Raw genomic sequence first — 19,311 nt, forward strand, 5'->3', positions numbered from 1 at the left:
GAATGGCCAGCCCCGGAGGCCCCGAACCCGGCACCCAACGAAACGCGCGCCGGGGTCACTGACTTCACAGGGCACACGGGCGGGAGGGCGGGGAAAAAAACCTAACCGGAACGCACGCGCAGCGCGGCTCAGGGGCGGAGCCGCACCGCAACCCCCACGCCCGCCAGGCCCAGCGCAGCCAACGGCAGGAAGACCGCCGCGAAGGCGCCCGCCGCGCCGCCCAGGGCGGCGAACGTGGTGCCGGCGGCGGCGACGAGGACGACGCTGGCCAGGGCGTCGGAGACCTGGAGCGCGGCGGAGTTGGAGCCGGCCTCGGAGGGCGGCGAGAGCTTGAAGAGGATGACGCTCAGGGAGGAGATGACCAGGCCCGCTCCGAAGCCGCCCACGGCCCACGCGGCGGCCGCGCTCCAGACGGGGGCGGCGTCGAGGAGCGGCAGGGCGGCACCGGCCGTGGCGGCGGCCATGAGGAACATGCCGATGACGACGAGGCGGTCGCGGTGCGGTTCGAGGCGGGGGCGGCCCTGGATCCAGGAGCCGATGCCCCAGGTGACGCCGCCGGACGCGAGGGAGAGCCCGGCGAGGGTCGGCGACAGGTGCCGCTGGGTGACGAGCATGAGCGGCACGAAGGTCTCGGCGCCGAGGAAGGTGCCGGAGGCCACACCGCGCAGCAGCACCACCGACGGCAGCCCGCGCGCCGCGCGGAACGTGCCGCGCGGCAGCAGTCTCAGGGCGGCCGGGACGATGAGGGCCGCGCCGGCCCCCGCGAGGACCAGGGACAGCGGCCGCAGGTCCTGCCCGGCGTACTGGAGCAGGCCGGCGCCGGCCGAGACGGCGAGGGCGAGCCGGATGCGGCGGCCGTCGGGGGCGCGGCGGTCGTCCGGGGGCGGCTGGACGGGCATCCGGCGCATCGCCGGCAGGCCGATGAGCAGCGGGGGCACGATCAGGACCGGGATGACGAGGAAGACCCAGCGCCAGCCGAACTGCTCGGTGACCGTGCCCGCCACCAGCGGGCCGACGATGGAGGGCAGCACCCAGGACGCGGCGAAGCCGGCCATGACGGCGGGCCGCAGGCGTTCGGGATAGGCCAGGCCCACGACGACGTACAGCGCGACGATGACGAGGCCGCCGCCGATCCCCTGCACGGCGCGGCCGAGGACGAACGGCCACATCGACTGCGCGGCACCCGAGATCAGCAGGCCCGCGGCGAAGGCGCCGATGCCGGTGACGAGCGGCGCGAGCGGACCGCGGCGGTCCGACCACTGGCCGCTGACGACCATGGCGAACAGGGAGGTGGTGAAGTAGCCGGAGAAGGCGAAGGCGTACAGCGGCAACCCGTCCAGCTCGCGCGCGGCGACCGGCATCGCCGTGCTGACGGCGGTGGCCTCGAAGGCGATGAGCAGGACGACCGAGACCATGGCGAGGGTCAGCGCGCGGTAGCGGCTTCCGAGCACGGTGTCGGTGCCGTTGTCCGGCTCATGGAGGAGTTTGTCTGAATTGCCGGGAATCGGCTCGGCTTCGGCGGTCGTCACCCGGACAGGGTAAGGGGCGTAGGCGCATCTTGCCCCTGGCGTCCACGAAGGCCGGGGTCGGCCTTTCGGCCTAGGACCGGAGATGGTCCGCGCCGGGCCGGGAAGGCGTACGCCATGCCGCACTGCACTTCGTACGACGGAACCGAGATCGCCTACCGCGACCAGGGCGAGGGCCCGGTGCTCCTCGCGCTCGCCGGCGGGCCCGGGCGGGACGCCGCGTACCTCGGCGACCTGGCCGGGCTGGACACGGTCAGACGGCTCGTCGTCCCGGACAGCCGCGGCACCGGGGACAGCCCGCCGGCCGCCGACCCGATGGCGTACTCCTTCCCGCGGCTCGCCCAGGACGTCGAGGCGCTGCGCCGCCATCTCGGCCTGGAGCGCTTCGCGCTGCTCGCGCACGACGCCGCCGCGGCGACCGCGCAGGCGTACGCCGCCGAGTACGGCGAGCGGCTGTCCCACCTCGTCCTGGTCACACCCGGCTCGCGCCTGCAGGGCGCGCTCCCCGACGACGCCCGCGCGATCTTCGAGAGCCGGGCCGGCGAGCCCTGGTGGCCCGAAGCCGTCGCGGCGCTGGCCGAGTTGGAGACCGCCGACGACCTCGACCGGGTCCGCGAACTGCTGCTGCGGGTCGCCCCCATGGCGTACGGCCGCTGGGACGCCCCGCAGCGCGCCCACGCCGCCGACGAAGGCGCCCAGATGCACCCCGTCCCCCGCGCCGGCTTCTGGCAGGGCGTCGACGAGCAGGCCCGGCAGGCCCTCCTCGACCGGCTGCGCGACGTGCCCTGCCCGGTCCTCGTCCTCACCGGCGACCGCGACGCGGTCACCGGCATGCGGGCGGGCGAGGTCGTCGCCGACTCCTTCCCGCACGCCCGCCTGCGTCCCCTGCACGCCGTCGGCCACTACCCCTGGGTCGACGAACCCGCTCTGTTCCGCCCGGTGGTGGCGGAGTTCCTCGCGGCTCCCGGCCCTTCGTGAACGGCGTATGGCAGTCCTGTTGCGGCCCCGCCCGATCCGTTGACCCACCCCGGGCGGGGCCGCCTATGGTCGGGGTACGTCAACGACGCAAGGCCGTGTGCCCGAGTGGTTCAGGGGCTCGACTGCAAATCGAGTTACGTGGGTTCGATTCCCGCCACGGCCTCCATGACGACCGATCACCCGTCGTCCGACTCCCTGCGGCGAGATCCGGTCATGCTGCCCAGCCGGTCCAGGTGCGAGTGGACGGTGTGCTCGCCGATGCTCGGCTTGTCGGCCCCGATCTAGTTCGCCCAACCGCTCGGATCGGTCAACGGCGCACCCGATAGCGCAGGTGAAGCACCCGGTTGCCCTGAATCACCACGTCAGGATCCTCCAACAGGCGCTGCGCGTGGACCGACCCGAAGTAGCGCTTGCCGGACCCGAACACGACGGGTACGACGTCCATGCGCACCTCGTCGATCAGGCCCGCGGCAAGCACCTGGCCGCCGACGTCGCCGGCGGCGACCTCGACCATGCGGTCACCCGCAAGCTCCTGCGCCTTGGCCACGGCCGCCTCGACGCCGTCGACGAAGTGGAACGGCGCCTCGGGGTCCCAGCCCTCGGGCTCCGGCCGGTGCGTCACCACGACCACGTGGTCGATCCCGCCCGGCGGCTTCCCGTCCCAGCCGTCCGTCAGGTCGAAGACGTGGCGGCCGACGATCGTGACTCCGATCTGGTCCCAGTACGGCCGGGTGTAGTCGTAGGACGTCTGCGACACCTTCAGCACGCCGCTCTCGTCCAACGGGACGTCACCGCTGGACAACCAGTCGAACAGCGGTCCGGGCTGGTCATTCTCGTCCGCGACGAAGCCGTCCACGGACACCGAGCTGTACATGACCACCTTGCCCACGGGGGCTCTCCTCTGCTGTGAGGTGCCCCAAATTAGCGTGTCGTGAGCCCTGCGAATCGAGAGTTACGTGGGTTCGATTCCCGCCACGGCCTCCATGTCAACCGATCACTCGTCCTCCGACGGGTCGGCCGCCACGTCCTGCTCCAGTGCCAGACGGATGAGGTCGGCCCTGCGGCGGGATCCGGTCTTGCTGCCCAGCCGGTCCAGGTGTGAGTGGACGGTGTGCTCGCTGATGCTCAGCTTGTCGGCGATCTCACGATCGGTGGCGCCGTTCGAGACCAGTTCCAGGACCTGCCTCTCCCGCTCGGTGATGCGGGGAGAGTGCGCCGGCAGATACCAGCCGTTGAAGCTGGTGGAGAAGTAGCTGCGACCGGAGGCGACGGTACGGACCGCTGCCAGCAGCTCCGTTTCGTCGATCTGCTGGCTCATGTAGCCCCGGGCACCGGCCTCGATGGACGAGAACAGTTCGGCCTGTGCTTCGGAGGGCGACAGCACGACGACCGCGTGCCGGCGCTGATGCAACCGAGTGATCAGATCGATGGTGACCTTGGTGGAGGTCTGCAGGTTCAGCAGGGCCACGTCCGCACCGTCCACGTGGTAGTCATGGTCACCGATGCGCTTCACGGAGGTCACTCTGTGCAGGTCCGGTGCGGCATCGATGACGTGCTCGACGCCGCGCCGGAGAAGCGGACAGTCGGAGATAACCGCTACATGCGTCGGTCGTGAGCTCATCGCGGTTCCATGATGGACGGGACACCGGCCGCAGGGCGGGCGTCGGAGTGGACGACCGGGTGCCCCGACCGCGTGACCCCAGAATCGCCACTTTGCCGCCCACCAGCACCTCGACGTAGCCCGTCCGGGACGAAGCCCCTTGACCACAGCCCATGCGGCCGAGGCGGCCTCGCATGTCGGGTCGGATGTTCCACTCGCCCGGTTGGGGGCCCACGACGGCTTCATTTGGTCACTCTCTCCGGCTTCGGACTTGCCTCCGCCCTGCTCCGGGCACCGGCGGCCACGCCCACGCCGGCCGCCATGGCCGCGGTGGTCGCCATGACGCGCGTCCGTGGTACCGCGCGCGCCACGCGGTCGCCCACCCACCGCAGAACGGCGGTCGGGAGGAAGAATGCGTCCGCCGCGATCATCACCAGCGCGAAGAACGTCAGGCCCAGCACGACCCCGATGCCCACGTGCAGGCTTATCATGATCGCCACCATCACGGTCCTCGCACGCGTGTTGAAGAGCGTGAAGGGGAAGGCGACTTCGGCCATCACCGTGCCGTAGGTGAAGATCAGGATGACCAGGCTGCTGCTCGCGATCGCATGGGACAGGGCAGGCCACGGCGTGAAGGCTCCCACGTGCAGCGGGTAGTACAGTGCCGTGCCGTTCTGCCAGGCGGTGCCCTGGATCTTGTACCAGCCCGCGGTCGCGTAGATCAGGCACACCTCGACGGCTATCACGAGCAGCGCGCCCGCGTGCACCGCGTTGGCGGCCATGGTCATGACCGTGCGGGGCTCCCCGGCCGCAAAGCGGCGCACCAGCCACCACGCCGCCTGCCCGAGGACAAAGGCCCAGAGCAGCAACGCCCAGCCGGGGCTCAGCTTGCCCGCCCCCGTGACCAGGGCGAGTACGCCGGTGAGAAACACCCACATGACGATCCCGGCCACGTCCCGGCCGCCGTCGCGGCCGGCCGCGGCCCGCCGCGCGTCCAACGACCACACCTGACCGCAGCGCGTGAACACCAGATAGATCGCCATGACCTTGAAGACGTTGTCGCCACCGTCCGCCACCATGGGGTTGCGGTTCACGATCGCCAGCACACCGATCATGAAAAGCAGTGAGGTGGTGCGGGTCCGCCACCCGAGGAGCAGCATCACCGACACGACCATCGCCGCGGCGTAGACGACCTCGAACCACAGCCGGCCGTCATTCCACATGAGTGCGGTGAAGGCGTGGTTCACGGAGATCAGTTCGCGGCCCATGCCCCAGCTCCACGGCGCGTCCACCCCGTAGAGGTCGGCGCGGTGCAGCCACTCACGCAGCAGGAAGGCGAACCAGGCGAATGCCAGGCCGATCCGGAGGACGGCCGTCTGGTACGGCGCGATGGCACCGCTGGTGATACGTGCGACCCCGCGGCCCATGGCACGCCGCAGCCTGACGAAGGCGGACGGCACGGATGGGCGGCGTGACGTGGCCGGAGAGAATCCGGTCACTTGCGATCCTCGGCCTTGACTGTCCACCATGGCAGCTCCTGGTAACCGGTCTTGGTGTCGATGCGCTGATCGCTCCATGAGGGCGCTCCCACCGGCGTGGTGGCCGTACGCAGCCGGACGAGCAGCACGGTTCCGCCGGCGGTCCGCGGTGCGAGGCGATGGACCGCGAGGCGCTCGACGTATTCCTGCGACAGCTTTCCGACCACACCCGTCGGGCGGCCCTGCTTGTCGAGTGTGCTCACGAAGTTGTACCAGGCGAGGCGGAGTTCATTCTGCTGTGCGTGGCTGGGGAAAGGATCGTGCTTCATCCGCGCGTAATCCTTCGCGGTCAAGTCCACCCAGCCGGTGTTGGTGACGCGCCCGTCGGGCTTCAGGACCATCGCACGCGCCTGCACATGCACATTGGCCGCCGGCACGTTGGGGGCGAAGACCCTCCAGCCCTGGGTGAACTCGGGGTTCACGTAATGGTTGATGGCCGCGGCGTGCCGCTGCGAGAGGGAGTTCGCGGGGGCGATGCTGAGGAAGAGTATCGCCAAATGCACGACGGCTCCGATCGCGACCCCCATCGCCACCAGCGCGACGATGATTTTCGACGCCGTCGAGAGGCCGGAAATCCCGCTCGGCCTGCGGTTGTGATTTGGCGTCAATCCGGCATGCCGGCCCGCGCCGACCGGAGCTTGTCCGGTCGGCGCGTGCCCGTCCGGAAGTGCCTCCCCCGCCTCATGAGGCGGTTCTATGGCATTCCCAGTCGACATGGCTAGCCCCCTACGCCCACAATGCCCACGTTGCCACCGAGGTTGCCCGCGACGTTGCCCTGCAGGTTGCCCTGGAGATTCCCCTGCAGATTGCCGGCGACGTTACCCGCGACATTGCCCTGGAGGTTGCCCTGCAGGTTGCCCTGGAGATTCCCCTGCACATTGCCCGCGACGTTGCCCTGCAGGTTGCCCTGGAGATTCCCCTGCACGTTCCCTTGCAGGTTGCCCTGGAGGTTCCCCTGCAGGTTGCCCTGCACGTTCCCCTGCAGGTTGCCCTGGAGGTTCCCCTGCAGGTTGCCCTGCACGTTCCCCTGGAGGTTGCCCTGGAGGTTCCCCTGCAGGTTGCCCTGCACGTTCCCCTGCAGGTTGCCCTGGAGGTTCCCCTGCAGGTTGCCCTGCACGTTCCCCTGGAGGTTGCCCTGGAGGTTCCCCTGCAGGTTGCCCTGCACGTTCCCCTGCAGATTCCCTTGCAGGTTGCCCTGGAGGTTCCCCTGCACGTTCCCCTGCAGGTTGCCCTGCACGTTCCCCTGCACGATGGTCTGCGTGATGTTCTGGATCTGGTTGGCAGTCGGTCGAAGCTGCCCCACGCCGAGAGGAAGGAACATGATGGGGCCTGGACGGCCGACGTTCTGCGTGAAGACGCAATTGCCGAGCCGCGGGGCCGCCCCAGGCGGAAGCCAGCACACGAGCCGATTCGGAAGCTTCGAGTGAGCGCCGTAAGCCTCACTCTGCACTGCGGTTGAGCTCCGAGGGAGACTACTGGAGTGGGCGGCTGTGACGCCGAACGTGCCTGCCAGCAGGCAGGCGGACGTCGCAACACCGATGCTCTTGAACAGCCTCTTCTGCATGGTAATTCCCGCCAGATTTGGGTGATCTTTCCTGGGAAGTCGCGCGAGCTCTACGATCTCCACCTGTAAGGCCGGCGATGTGAAGCCTGCGCTTGAGCGCCCAACGCGTGGCCGCTGTGCGGCGCGACGTGCCGTTGACGCCACTTCATCGCGTACTTCTTACACAATGCTTAACTCACGCCCCCAGAGGATCAAGGGGCAGGAATGGCCCTCTTGCGTGCGGGCAACATGGCGGACCCCGTGTGGGTAGAACTACCCAGTTTGCCCGGGCCTTCGTCCTTCTCTCACGGCTTGTGGCGCCGCCCGGGAAGCCCGGAACCGCGGGATGACATCGCGAATGCCGCGAAAATCAACCGCCGGCGAATCCGTGGAAAATCAAAAAAGGTCCGGCAATGCTCACGACCACATATCGATGCACCCGGGCGTGGGAGCCGGGAACGCGGGAAGGCGGCCCCGTCGCGTCATCCCTGGGGGCGGACCACCGCGTGCTGGGGGCGGATCGGCAGACGGCTGACCGGGCGGCCGGTGGCGGCGCGGACCGCGGAGGCGACGGCGGCCGGGGAGACGACGACGGGAACGGCGCTGGCGGCCTTGGCGCCGAAGGGCGCGAGGACGTCGCGTTCCTCGACGAGGCTGACGATGCGCACCGCGGGGGCGTCGAGGGCCGTGGGCAGGCTGTAGCCGGTGAGGTTGGGCCGCTTGACGATGCCGCGGGGGGCGCGCAGGTCCTCCATGAGGGCCATGCCGACGCCCTGGGTGACGCCGGCCTCGATGCGGGCCCGCAGTTGCGCGGGGTTGAGGACACGTCCGACGTCCTGGGCGACGGCCATCTCCACGACCCGGATCGTGCCGAGTTCGATGTCGACGTCGACCACGGCGCGCACGGCGCAGAACGCGAGGCCGACGAACGCGTCGCCCTGGCCGGTCTCGTCGAGCCGGTCGGTGGGATGCGGGCGGCACTGGGCCGTGGCCCACAGCTCCTTGCCGACGAGTTCCTCCTCGACGGTGGTGGAGAGCACACCGTCGTACGAGGTGATCTTGCCTTCGGCGATGGTGAGCAGTTCGGCCGACATGCCGAACTTCCCGGCGAGCGGCTGGAGAAGCTGGGTGCGGACCATCTTGGCGGCGCGTTCGACGGCGCCGCCGGAGACCCAGGTGTGGCGGCCGCGCGCGGCGGCGCCGGCCGGGGGCTGGTCGGTGTCGGACGGCAGGACGCGGACGTCCTCGATGCCGAGGACCTCCTGCACGATCTGCCGGGCGAGGGTGGCGAAGCCCTGGCCGGTGTCGACGGCGGCGCAGATGACGGTGGCGGCACCGTCGTGGACGCGCACGGTGGCGGTGGAGACCTCGTCGGTGCCCTCGGCGCCGAGCATGTGCACCATGCCGAGGGCGTAGCCCACGCCGCGGCGCACCGCGCCGGGCTCGCCGGCGCCCTCGGGACCGCCGGGGAGGAGCCATTCGGACTCGTCGTCGTCCACCGGCAGCGGGGGCAGGTCGGCATCGCGCACGGCCTTCAGCAGCTCGCCGACGGGCGCCGGGCAGGTCACGGACTGCCCGGTGGGCAGCAGGTCGCCGGTGGCCATGACGTTGCGCATGCGGATCTCGGCCTGGTCCAGGCCGAGTTTGGCCGCGAGCTTGTCCATCTGGCCCTCGTAGGCCGCGCAGACCTGCATCGCGCCCTCGCCCCGTACGTGGCCCGCGGGCGGGTTGTTGGTGCGCACCGCCCAGCCCTCGACGAAGACGTGCGGGACGACGTAGGGGCCTGCGGCGAAGGCCACGGCGGCGGCCAGGGCGTCGGAGGAGGTGTCGGCGTACGCGCCCGCGTCCAGCAGCACCTGGGCCTCGACCTTGACCAGCCGGCCCTCGGAGTCGGCGTGGTGGCGGTAGCGCAGCAGCGTGGGGTGGCGGTGGCTGTGGCTGAGGAAGGATTCCTCGCGGGTGGCCACGAACTTCACCGGGCAGCCGGTCTTCAGCGCCAGCAGCCCCAGCGGGATCTGCACGCCGGAGTCCTCGCGGTCGCCCATCGCGCCCGGCACGCCGGTCACCACGACCTTGACGCGGTCCTGCTCCAGGCCGAAGCACGCGGCGGCCAGGTCGCGGTCGGTGTGCGGGTCGGTGGAGGCGACGTACAGCTCGACGCCGCCGTCGGGGCGGGGCACGGCGAGGCCGGCCTCGGCACCGATCGGGGCCGGGTCCTGGCGGCCCACCCGGTACAGGCCCTCGACGATGACCTCGCCGACCGCGTCCGGGTCGCCGAACCGGAGAGGGATGTGCCGGATCAGATTGCCGTCGGGGTGCAGCGGCGGCGCGGAGAAGGCCCGTTCCGGGTCGATGACGGGTTCCAGGACCTCGTACTCGACCTGGATGGCGGCGGCGGCCAGCCGCGCGGTGTCGGGGTGGTCGGCGGCCACGGCGGCGATGGCCTCGCCGTGGTGCCGGACGGTGTCCTTGGCGAAGACCGGGCGGTCGGCGACCCGGCGGCCGTGCATGGCGTCGCCGGGCACGTCCTCGTGGGTCACCACGGCCCGCACGCCGGGCATCGCGACGGCCTCCGCGGTGTCGATGGAGACGATGCGCGCGTGCGGGTGCGGCGAGCGCAGCACGGCCGCCCACAGCAGGCCCTCGGCCCACAGGTCGGCGGCGTACGGGTAGGTGCCCTGCGTCTTGGCGGTCGCGTCGGCGGCCGCCAGGGACGCGCCGATGCCGTGGGGGTGCGCGTCGGCGGGCGGCTCCGCGGCGGCGGCCGCCGGGGTGCCCATGGCCGGAGTGGCCGTCGCGGCGTCGGGGCCCGTCATCGCGCGTACCTTTCGCTGCCGCGAGGGGTGAGGGGGTGCGAGGTGCGGTGGCTGTGCGGGGTCACGCCTGGCCTCCGGTGGAGGGGCGCGGGTGCGGGACGCGGGCGGCGTCGGCGGCCGGGTCGCCGTCGGCCGCCTCCGCGGCCTCCTCGCGTTCCGCGACGACCGTACGGACGGCTTCCAGCACACCCTGGTAGCCGCTGCAGCGGCAGAGGTTGCCGCTGATGGCCTGGCGGGTCTCCAGCTCGCTGGGGCGGTGGTTGCCCTCCAGCAGGTCGTGCACCGTCATCGCCATGCCGGGGATGCAGAAACCGCACTGCACGGCCCCGCACGCGGCGAGCGCCCGCTGCACGTCCGAGGGCCGGCCGTCCACGGACAGCCCCTCGACGGTGCGGACGTCGGAACCCGCGGCGGTCGCCGCGGGCACCAGGCAGGACGCGACGAGCCGGCCGTCCACCTTGACCGAGCAGGCACCGCACTCGCCCTCCTCGCAGCCGTCCTTGGCGCCGGCCAGACCCAGCCGCTCGCGCAGGACGTAGAGCAGGGATTCGCCGAGCCACGCGTCGGTGACGGGGCGGTCGGTGCCGTTGACGTTGAGGACGTAGGAGGCCAGCGGGTGCTCGCTGTGCGGGTCGCCCGGCTCGTCGGCTTCGGGCTCGTCGCCGGCGGCGGCCGTGGAGGCCTCCCCGGGGCCGTGGTGGCCGTCGTGGCCGTGGCCGTCGTGGAACGCGGCCGCGGGCTCCGCGGGCACCGGCGCGGTGTCCGGCAGCCGGTACTCGCCGGACTCCTCCGCGGTGCCGTCCGGGGCGAGCGGCAGCTTCCACTGGCCGGTGGCGTCGGGCGGCAGCGACCAGCCCTCGGAGCGCGGCGCCGGGGCGGGTGCCTGCGGGCCGGCGCCGGCCGACCAGGGGGCGGGCTCGGGGGCGGACGCGAAGGCCCCTACCGAGTACTCGCCGGAGTCGCCCGCGTCGGCCGCCTCGTCGGGGTGCCCGTCGCGCACGACGGGGATGGCCCAGGTGGTCGCCGGGTCCTCGCCCGCCGCGGGGCCGGCCGGACCCGCGGTGCCGACCGTGACCGGGATGCCGGCGGGACCCTGCACGGGCTCCGGGGCGTAGCCGTGGCCGGGGGCGGCGAGCGGGTCGGCGCCGGGCTCGGCCATGGACAGCTGGGCGGCGAAGGAGACGTGCATGGTCTGGTCGGCGTCGTACTCGCCGTGGGGCACGGGCTGCCACACCCCGTGCCCGGGGGCGAATCCCCCGGCCTCCGGGCCGGCGGTCCCCATGGGGGGCTGGTCGGTCATACGCCCGTCCGATGTCCTGTCGTCGTACTCGTCGCTCATGCCAGTGCCCTCCCCAGCGCACGGCGGGCCAGTGCGGCCACCGTACGCCGCAGCTGGAGGGCGGCGGCGGGCAGTTCGGGGGCCGGGGTCCCGTCAGGGGCCGGCAGGGGGTCGGGGATGCAGGCGGCGGCAGCGTACTCGCCGAAGGCCGTGAGGGCCTCGGGCGCCAGCGTCCGCTCGCCGTCCCAGTCGATCAGCCCGGCGACCCAGCGTTCGGCCTCGAGCGGCCGCAGCGGCACCGGTGCGACAGCTCCCACCGCGCAGCGTACGCCCCGGCGGGCCGGGTCGAGCACGACGGCGACGGAAGCGATCGCGCGGCCGGGCCCGGTGCGGCCGGTGGCCTTGAGGAAGGTCTGCGGCGCGTGCAGCAGCGGGACCCGCACGTACGCCAGGATCTCGCCGGGCCGCAGCGGGTCCATGCCGGTGAGCAGGTGGCTGACCGGCAGCTCGCGGTTGCCCTCGGGCCCGGCGACGACGACCGAGGCCTCCAGGGCGGCCAGCACGGGCAGCGAGTCGCCGGCGGGCGCGGCACCTGCGATGTTGCCGCCGAGTGTGCCGGCGTTGCGGATCTGCGGGGGGCCCGCGGCGCGGGCGGCGGCGGCCAGGGCGGGGATGAGCGCGGCGAAGTCCGGGCGTCCCATGCGGGCGTGGGTGAGGCCGGCGCCGAGGAGCGCGGCGCCGTCCGCGTACTGCCAGCCGCGGATCTCGCTGATCCGCCCGAGGCCGACGAGTCCCGCGGGGCGCAGCAACCCGGCGTTCACGGCCGCCATGAGGTCGGTGCCTCCGGCGACGGGCACGGCGGCGGGCGTGGCGGCCAAGGCCGCCACGGCCTCGTCGAGCGAGGACGGCAACGCGACATTGCGTGTTGCCTGCCGTGCGTACGTGCTCACGCAGCTGCCCCTTCCCCGGCTGTCCGCGGTGCGGTAGCCGTACGGTACGTGCTGACAGCCCGGACGTGGCAACTCTGGCACATCTTCCCGGGTGATCAACGCGAGGGTCGCAAAGGACAGTCCGCCCTCCGGATGGAAATCCTCCCCCTTTGCGCCTTTCTCCATCCCGCGGGGCAATACCGGGGGAATGCGGGGGAAATGCCGGGTAAAGAGCGTCCTTCGCGTGTCTTGCGATGTTTGACCAATCCACCCTGCCAGGCCCGGGCTTGCCGGGCCGCGGGTTGTGGCCCGGCTCACACGATCGGGGGCGGGCCCTCGATCGGGCGTCCGACGACTCCGGGACGCCGCTGCCACGGCAGCGGGCCGCCCGGCGGCCGGTATTCGACCCCCAGTGCGTCAAGTCGCCCGTAATGGGTGGCCATTCGCGCGACGAAGCCCTCGACGTCCCGTTCCGCGGGCGCGGGCAGCGGGCTCCAGACGGTCTCGGCGAAGGCGGCCAGCCGCGGGAAGGCCATGTAGTCCACCGCCCGCACCGAGTCCATCGTCTCCGTCCAGATGTTGGCCTGGGCGCCGATGACGTGCGCGGCCTCGCGCGGGCCCAGGCTGTCCGGAACCGGCTCGAAGCGGTACACGTCCTCCAGGGTCCGGACGTGGGCGATCGGCACCGGCTCGTCGTCGCCGCCGGCCTGCCGCCAGTCCAGGTAGACCTGTGACTCCGGGCACATCACGACGTCATGTCCGGCCCGGGCGGCCGCGATCCCGCCCGCGTAACCGCGCCAGGAGGAGACGGCCGCGCCCGGTGTGAGGCCGTACTCCGTCGCCTCGTCCCCGGACGCCCGTTCCCCCTGCCGCCCCTCCTCACCGCTCCCGGCCCGGGGCCGCCCCCGGTCCCGGCCGCCGGCACCGCCTTCGAGGATCTCGTCCCAGCCGATGAGGCGCCGGCCGCGGTCGGCCAGCCAGCGGTCGAAGTGCCGGACGAACCAGCTCTGCAGCTCGTCCTCGTCACGCAGCCCGAGCTCCTTGATGCGGGCCTGCACCATGGCCGAGGCCCGCCACTGGTCCTTGGGGCACTCGTCGCCGCCGATGTGCACGAAGGTCGACGGGAAGAGCGCCAGGACCTCCGCCAGCACGTCCTCGTAGAAGCGCAGGGTGCTCTCGACCGGGGCCAGGACGTTCGGGTTGATCCCCCAACCGGTCAGCACCGGCAGGGCGGTGGTGTCGACGACGTCGGTGACGCCGAGTTCGGGGTAGGCGGCGATGGCCGCCTGCGAGTGCCCGGGGATGTCGATCTCGGGGACGACGGTGACGTGCCGCTCGGCGGCGTACGCGACGATCTCGCGGATGTCGTCGTGGGTGTAGAAGCCGCCGTGCGGACGCTCGTCCCACAGCGGCGACTCGCGCAGCCCCACCTTGGTGCGGGTGCGCCAGGCACCGACCTCGGTGAGCCGCGGGTGCCGGCGGATCTCCACCCGCCAGCCCTGGTCGTCGGTCAAGTGCAGGTGCAGGACGTTGAGTTTGTGCGCCGCCAGCAGGTCGACATAGCGCAGGACGACGTCCTTGGGCATGAAGTGCCGGGCGACGTCCAGCAGCACCCCGCGCCACGCGAAGCGGGGGGCGTCGGCGATGTCGCAGTACGGCAGGCGCCAGGAACGGCCCGCCAGCGGCGCCCGGCGGTACGCCCCGGGCCCCAGCAGCTGGCGCAGCGTCTGCGCGCCCCAGAACAGCCCCGCGGGCCCTCCGCCGTCGATGCGGACGCCCTGCCCCGGGGCCACCGACAGCCGGTAGCCCTCGGCGCCGAGTTCCGCGGTGATCTCGGGGTCCAGGCGCAGGGTGATCGATCCGTCGCCCCCGCCGTCACCGGGCAGCAGCGCGAAGCCGGTCGCCGCGCCGAGGACGGACCGCAGCCAGCGGGCTGGCCCGGCGGCCTCGGGCCCCGCGGACAGCGCCGTTCCGGGACGCAGCTCGAAGTGACCGATGTCGGCGTGCCGGTGCGCCTCCACGGGCGCGGGGATGAGATCCATGGTGCCCATCCTGCCGGGCGGGGCGAGATTGGAATAGACCATTCACGCAACCTTGGCGTCGCCGCCGTCCCGCGGCCCCGCTCGCGCCCGGACGCGGGCAACACGAAAGGTGCGACCGCCCCGTTCCGGCGGCCGCACCCGTCCGGGCCCGGCGGCTACTTCTTGCCGCTCTTCTCCTTGTCGCCGCCACCGCCGGCGGGCATGGACTCGAAGATCTCCTTGCACATGGGACACACCGGGTACTTCTTCGGGTCGCGGCCGGGCACCCAGACCTTGCCGCACAGCGCGACCACCGGCGATCCGGAGAGCGCGCTCTCCATGATCTTGTCCTTCTGCACATAGTGCGCGAAGCGCTCGTGGTCGCCATCGCCGTGCGACACCTGCGGGGTCGGCTCGACGAGGGTGCCAGTGCCCGCCCCGCGCTCGGGCTCAAGAGTGCTCATGGCACGCAAGCCTAATTCAGAGACGGATCGTCCGGGTACGTGGCGACCATGGCGAGTTCGCTGCGCTGCCGCCGCAGCACCGAACGCCACAGCTGCTCGGGATCGGGCGAGAACACGTCCCCGGGCTCGGACTCCACCACGTACCAGGCGCCCTCGACGAGTTCGTCCTCCAATTGGCCGGGCCCCCATCCGGCGTACCCGGCGAAGATCCGCAGCGAGCCCAGCTCGGCCGCCAGCAGTTCCGGCGGGGCCTCCAGGTCCACCAGCCCGATCGCGCCGAACACCCTGCGCCACCCGAGCGGCTCGCCGTCCTCGCCGTCCCGGGGCTCGCCGGGGACGACCGCCAGGCCGAGCGCGGAGTCCAGGGAGACCGGGCCGCCCTGGAAGACCACCTGCGGGGAGCCGGCGAGGTTCGCCCACGGCTCCAGGACGTCACCGACGCCGACCGGCGTGGGACGGTTCAGGACCACACCCAAGGAGCCCTCCTCGTCGTGGTCGAGGAGCAGCACCACCGCCCGGTCGAAGTTCGGGTCCGCGAGGGCGGGCGTCGCGACGAGGAGCCTGCCGGTGAGCGATGACACTTCGGTCATGGTCAACATAATCCCGCATTACTCCTCCCCGCGGGGTGGCAATGCGGCGCTTCAGGTACTCCCGGGACCCCCGGGACAGTCGTGGCGGCGACCCTCCGGCACCGCGCGACCGCGCAGCGTGCTGTAGCGAATCCCTTACATGAGTGGGACCTCACAGCCCTGACCGTGGACATGGAAGGCCGATTACCATTTCCCTCTGGTGCCTGCGGGGACCCCGCCCCTTTTTGCCCCTCTCCAGGAACGCGAGAGCAATGACCGGCCTTAACGATGTACTGCTCGTCCACGGCGGCACCCCGCTCGAGGGTGAAATCCATGTGCGGGGCGCCAAGAACCTCGTGCCCAAGGCCATGGTGGCCGCCCTGCTCGGCAGCGAGCCGAGCCGGCTGCGCAACGTGCCCTCCATCCGTGACGTGCGCGTGGTCCGGGGCCTGCTCCAGCTGCACGGAGTGACGGTGGAGGAGGGCGACGAGTCCGGCGAGCTGGTGCTCGACCCGTCGAAGGTGGAGAGCGCCAACGTCGCCGACATCGACGCGCACGCGGGCTCCTCGCGCATCCCGATCCTCTTCTGCGGCCCGCTGCTGCACCGTCTGGGGCATGCCTTCATCCCGGGCCTGGGCGGCTGCGACATCGGCGGCCGGCCGATCGACTTCCACTTCGACGTGCTGCGCAAGTTCGGCGCGGTCATCGAGAAGCGCCCCGAGGGCCAGTACCTGGAGGCCCCGCAGCGGCTGCGCGGCTGCCGGATCGAGCTCCCGTACCCGTCGGTCGGCGCGACCGAGCAGGTGCTGCTGACGGCCGTGCTGGCCGAGGGCATCACCGAGCTGCGCAACGCCGCGATCGAGCCGGAGATCGAGGACCTCATCTGCGTCCTGCAGAAGATGGGCGCCATCATCACGATGGGCACTAACCGCACCATCCAGATCACGGGCGTGGACAAGCTCGGCGGCTACAACCACCGCGCGCTCCCGGACCGCCTGGAGGCCGCCTCCTGGGCGTGCGCGGCGCTGGCGACCGAGGGCAACATCTACGTCCGCGGCGCCAGCCAGCGCGAGATGATGACCTTCCTGAACGTCTTCCGAAAGGTCGGCGGCGCCTTCGAGGTCGACGAGCAGGGCATCCGCTTCTGGCACCCCGGCGGGCCGCTGAACGCCATCGCGCTGGAGACCGACGTCCACCCCGGCTTCCAGACCGATTGGCAGCAGCCGCTCGTCGTGGCGCTGACGCAGGCCTCGGGCCTGTCCATCGTCCACGAGACGGTCTACGAGTCCCGGCTCGGCTTCACCTCGGCGCTGAACCAGATGGGTGCCCACATCCAGCTCTACCGCGAGTGCCTGGGCGGCACCCCCTGCCGCTTCGGCCAGCGCAACTTCCTGCACTCCGCGGTCGTCAGCGGCCCCACGAGGCTGCAGGGCTCCGACCTGGTCATCCCGGACCTGCGCGGCGGCTTCTCATACCTGATCGCCGCCCTGGCGGCGCAGGGCACCTCGCGGGTGCACGGCATCGACCTGATCAACCGCGGCTACGAGAACTTCATGGAGAAGCTGGAGAAGCTCGGCGCCAAGGTCGAGCTGCCCGCCGCGAGCTGACCCACGGGGCCCGCAGGGGGCCTTCGGAGCCCTCCTGGGCCACCGGGGGCCCGCAGGGGGCCGCAGGGGCCTCAGAAACGCCAAAGGGCGGCCTCCCCCAGCCGGGGAGGCCGCCCTTTCGCACGCCTGGGGCCTTACTTGCCCTTGGCGGCTTCCTTGAGCTTCGAGCCCGCGGAGACCTTGACGCTGTAGCCGGCCGGGATCTGGATCGGGTCCCCGGTCTGCGGGTTGCGCGCGGTACGAGCGGCACGGTGGCTGCGCTCGAAGGTCAGGAAGCCGGGAATGGTGACCTTCTCGTCGCCCTTGGCGACGATCTCGCCGACGACCTCGGCAAACGCGGCCAGAACGGCGTCGGCGTCCTTGCGGGTCACCTCGGCGCGCTCGGACAGCGCGGCCACCAGCTCACTGCGGTTCATCTAGTTCTCCTTGCATGGAATCCCCCAACGTCGACCGTCGAGGAAGGCGCATTGAAGTCGCTGTTAGCGCTTCTGCGGTGCGGCCCTCACCGCCCAGGTACGCATCCTGCCCCCATTTCTGGGGGAAACGCCAATCCGGCACCCGGGAGAGTCACACAAAAAGCGTCTCCCATACGGCCCGATGACGCTGCGTCGTCACGGGGTCGCGGTAAGGCCCTGCGACCGGGCCGCCTCGCGGACGGCACCCGCGACGGCTCCGGCCACCTTGTCGTTGAAGACGCTCGGAATGATGTAGTTCGGGTTGAGTTCGTCCTCGGTGACCACGTCCGCGAGGGCGGTGGCCGCCGCGAGCATCATCTCGGTGTTCACCGTGCGGCTCTGCGCGTCCAGCAGGCCGCGGAAGACGCCGGGGAAGACCAGGACGTTGTTGATCTGGTTGGGGAAGTCGCTGCGGCCCGTGGCGACCACCGCGGCCGTCTGCCGGGCCAGGCCCGGGTCGACCTCGGGGTCGGGGTTGGCCAGCGCGAAGACGATCGCGTCCTCGGCCATCGCCGCCACGTCCTCGCCGCCGAGGACGTTGGGGGCCGACACGCCGATGAAGACGTCGGCGCCGCGCACGGCCTCCTTCAGCGTCCCCGTGATCTCCTCGGGGTTGGTGTTGTCGGCGATCCAGCGCAGCGCGGACTCCGGGCCCGCGCCGACCAGGTCCTCACGGCCGCTGTGCACGACCCCGTGGATGTCGGCGACCACCACGTGCTTCACACCGGCCGCCTGCAGCAGCTTCAGGATGGCGGTGCCGGCGGCGCCCGCGCCGGACATCACGACCCGCACGTCGCCGATCTGCTTGCCGACCACGCGCAGCGCGTTCGTCAGCGCGGCGAGCACGACGATGGCGGTGCCGTGCTGGTCGTCGTGGAAGACCGGGATGTCCAGGGCCTCCCGCAGCCGCGCCTCGATCTCGAAGCAGCGCGGCGCGGAGATGTCCTCCAGGTTGATGCCGGCGAAGCCGGGGGCGATCGCCTTGACGATCTCCACGATGGCGTCCGTGTCCTGGGTGTCCAGGCACAGCGGCCACGCGTCGATGCCGGCGAAGCGCTTGAAGAGGGCCGCCTTGCCCTCCATGACCGGCAGCGCGGCCTTGGGGCCGATGTTGCCCAGGCCCAGCACCGCGGAGCCGTCGGTGACCACGGCGACGCTGTTGCGCTTGATGGTCAGACGGCGGGCGTCCTCGGGGTTGGCGGCGATCGCCATGCAGACCCGGGCCACGCCGGGCGTGTAGATCATGGACAGGTCGTCACGGTTGCGGATGGGGTGCTTGGACGCCATCTCGATCTTGCCGCCGAGGTGCATCAGGAACGTACGGTCGGACACCTTGCCGATCGTCACGCCCTCGATCTCGCGCAGCTTCGCCACGATCTCGTCCGCGTGCGCGGTGGACGTGGCGGCGATCGTCACGTCGATGCGCAGTTTCTCGTGGCCCGACGCGGTGACGTCCAGGCCGTGGACGGCGCCGCCGGAAGCTTCGACGGCCGTGGTGAGCTGGCTGACCGCGGATCCGCTCGCGGGCACCTCCAGCCGCACCGTGATTGAGTACGAGACGCTCGGCGCCGTTGCCATGGCCGCTGTTCCTCCGCTGTCGCTTGCTTGCGCCCTCGATGCTGCCACCTACCGACGGGTATGCGTAAACCGGGGCCCTCGCAACAGAACGCTGGCCCATTGGCGGAGCCGGAGGAAGCTTGCGTGCTTAGTGTTCGCCGGTCCGCCGCGACGCCGTCACATCGGATGCCGCGTACGGAATGACAATCGCGGATCGTTTGTTAGATTGGACAAGGCACCGGCTCGATCCAAGCCCCCGGGCCCAACCTTAGGCGCTACGAGCGCCCACTTGCCGCGAGGCGAGCATGGCGGGTCGGTGTCGTATACGTCCGGCGGGGGGGGCCCGCCCGGGTTGCGCGCCCCCGGGTTTTGACGGGGGGGCCCGCGGCCGCCGCACGCCCCCCGCCGGGGCCGGGGGGCCCGGGCGGG

16 protein-coding genes and 1 tRNA gene are annotated in these 19,311 nt (G+C 71.7%); 3 read left to right on the top strand and 14 right to left on the bottom strand.

The genetic code is table 11. The features are described from left to right. Nucleotides 1–128 precede the first annotated feature (128 nt). Entirely contained in the window at nt 129–1,529 is a 1,401-nt protein-coding gene (locus ACFWVC_RS29230; RefSeq protein ID WP_384293446.1) for an MFS transporter, read from the bottom strand. Between the two features lie 114 nt (nt 1,530–1,643). Here ACFWVC_RS29230 and ACFWVC_RS29235 point away from each other — a divergent pair, with 114 nt between their 5' ends. Both ACFWVC_RS29235 and ACFWVC_RS29240 read left to right on the top strand, forming a co-directional pair. After that, on the top strand, nt 1,644–2,504 hold the full coding sequence (locus ACFWVC_RS29235) for an alpha/beta fold hydrolase (protein WP_384293450.1): 861 nt from the start codon (nt 1,644–1,646) through the stop codon (nt 2,502–2,504). A 91-nt stretch (nt 2,505–2,595) separates the two neighbouring features. Then, a tRNA-Cys gene (locus ACFWVC_RS29240) sits at nt 2,596–2,670 on the top strand. A 141-nt stretch (nt 2,671–2,811) separates the two neighbouring features. On the opposite strand, the gene ACFWVC_RS29245 is transcribed toward ACFWVC_RS29240, so the two are convergent. The 11 genes from ACFWVC_RS29245 to ACFWVC_RS29295 all read right to left on the bottom strand — a co-directional run bounded on the left by ACFWVC_RS29245 (nt 2,812) and on the right by ACFWVC_RS29295 (nt 15,284). Continuing rightward, a complete protein-coding gene (locus ACFWVC_RS29245; protein WP_384293454.1) occupies nt 2,812–3,393 on the bottom strand; it encodes a dihydrofolate reductase family protein in 582 nt (193 codons plus the stop codon). Nucleotides 3,394–3,498: 105 nt separating this feature from the next. Beyond that, nucleotides 3,499–4,017 (bottom strand): LuxR C-terminal-related transcriptional regulator, encoded by a 519-nt coding sequence (locus ACFWVC_RS29250; RefSeq protein WP_384293459.1) that lies wholly within the window; start codon nt 4,015–4,017, stop codon nt 3,499–3,501. Between the two features lie 329 nt (nt 4,018–4,346). Beyond that, the gene (locus ACFWVC_RS29255; protein WP_384293463.1) at nt 4,347–5,603 is read right to left on the bottom strand and encodes an HTTM domain-containing protein; all 1,257 of its coding nucleotides are present in this window, start codon (nt 5,601–5,603) and stop codon (nt 4,347–4,349) included. Beyond that, nucleotides 5,600–6,358 carry a DUF5819 family protein gene (locus tag ACFWVC_RS29260; RefSeq protein WP_384293466.1) on the bottom strand — a complete coding sequence of 253 codons (759 nt, stop codon included), beginning with the start codon at nt 6,356–6,358 and terminating at the stop codon, nt 5,600–5,602. Before ACFWVC_RS29260 ends, ACFWVC_RS29255 begins: the two co-directional genes overlap by 4 nt. Nucleotides 6,359–6,360: 2 nt before the next feature. Next, nucleotides 6,361–6,945, bottom strand: a complete 585-nt coding sequence (locus tag ACFWVC_RS29265) for a hypothetical protein (protein ID WP_384293473.1) — start codon at nt 6,943–6,945, stop codon at nt 6,361–6,363. Nucleotides 6,946–7,667: 722 nt separating this feature from the next. After that, entirely contained in the window at nt 7,668–10,001 is a 2,334-nt protein-coding gene (locus ACFWVC_RS29270; protein WP_384293481.1) for a xanthine dehydrogenase family protein molybdopterin-binding subunit, read from the bottom strand. Nucleotides 10,002–10,062: 61 nt separating this feature from the next. Then, nucleotides 10,063–11,340: a (2Fe-2S)-binding protein gene (locus ACFWVC_RS29275; protein WP_384293485.1), complete on the bottom strand. Its 1,278-nt coding sequence runs from the start codon at nt 11,338–11,340 to the stop codon at nt 10,063–10,065. Next, on the bottom strand, nt 11,337–12,230 hold the full coding sequence (locus tag ACFWVC_RS29280; protein WP_384293490.1) for an FAD binding domain-containing protein: 894 nt from the start codon (nt 12,228–12,230) through the stop codon (nt 11,337–11,339). The genes ACFWVC_RS29275 and ACFWVC_RS29280 overlap by 4 nt, the downstream gene beginning before the upstream one ends. A 293-nt stretch (nt 12,231–12,523) precedes the next feature. Then, complete coding sequence (locus ACFWVC_RS29285; RefSeq protein ID WP_384293644.1) at nt 12,524–14,251, bottom strand: beta-N-acetylhexosaminidase; 1,728 nt, start codon at nt 14,249–14,251, stop codon at nt 12,524–12,526. A 155-nt stretch (nt 14,252–14,406) separates the two neighbouring features. After that, nucleotides 14,407–14,694 carry a DUF3039 domain-containing protein gene (locus ACFWVC_RS29290; protein ID WP_384293495.1) on the bottom strand — a complete coding sequence of 96 codons (288 nt, stop codon included), beginning with the start codon at nt 14,692–14,694 and terminating at the stop codon, nt 14,407–14,409. 11 nt (nt 14,695–14,705) lie between these two features. Continuing rightward, nucleotides 14,706–15,284, bottom strand: coding sequence for a YqgE/AlgH family protein (locus ACFWVC_RS29295; protein WP_319664520.1), 579 nt, complete (start codon nt 15,282–15,284; stop codon nt 14,706–14,708). A gap of 251 nt (nt 15,285–15,535) precedes the next feature. On the opposite strand from ACFWVC_RS29295, the gene murA reads away from it, so the two are divergent. Beyond that, on the top strand, nt 15,536–16,870 hold the full coding sequence (gene murA, locus ACFWVC_RS29300; RefSeq protein ID WP_384293502.1) for a UDP-N-acetylglucosamine 1-carboxyvinyltransferase: 1,335 nt from the start codon (nt 15,536–15,538) through the stop codon (nt 16,868–16,870). A gap of 134 nt (nt 16,871–17,004) precedes the next feature. Here murA and ACFWVC_RS29305 read toward each other — a convergent pair whose 3' ends face one another. Beyond that, nucleotides 17,005–17,286 carry an HU family DNA-binding protein gene (locus ACFWVC_RS29305; RefSeq protein WP_018564081.1) on the bottom strand — a complete coding sequence of 94 codons (282 nt, stop codon included), beginning with the start codon at nt 17,284–17,286 and terminating at the stop codon, nt 17,005–17,007. Nucleotides 17,287–17,481: 195 nt separating this feature from the next. After that, nucleotides 17,482–18,903 (bottom strand): NAD-dependent malic enzyme, encoded by a 1,422-nt coding sequence (locus ACFWVC_RS29310; protein ID WP_384293509.1) that lies wholly within the window; start codon nt 18,901–18,903, stop codon nt 17,482–17,484. Between the last annotated feature and the right edge of the window lie 408 nt (nt 18,904–19,311).

Origin of the sequence: Streptomyces sp. NPDC058691 (genome assembly GCF_042714775.1) — a bacterium.
Classification (GTDB): domain Bacteria; phylum Actinomycetota; class Actinomycetes; order Streptomycetales; family Streptomycetaceae; genus Actinacidiphila.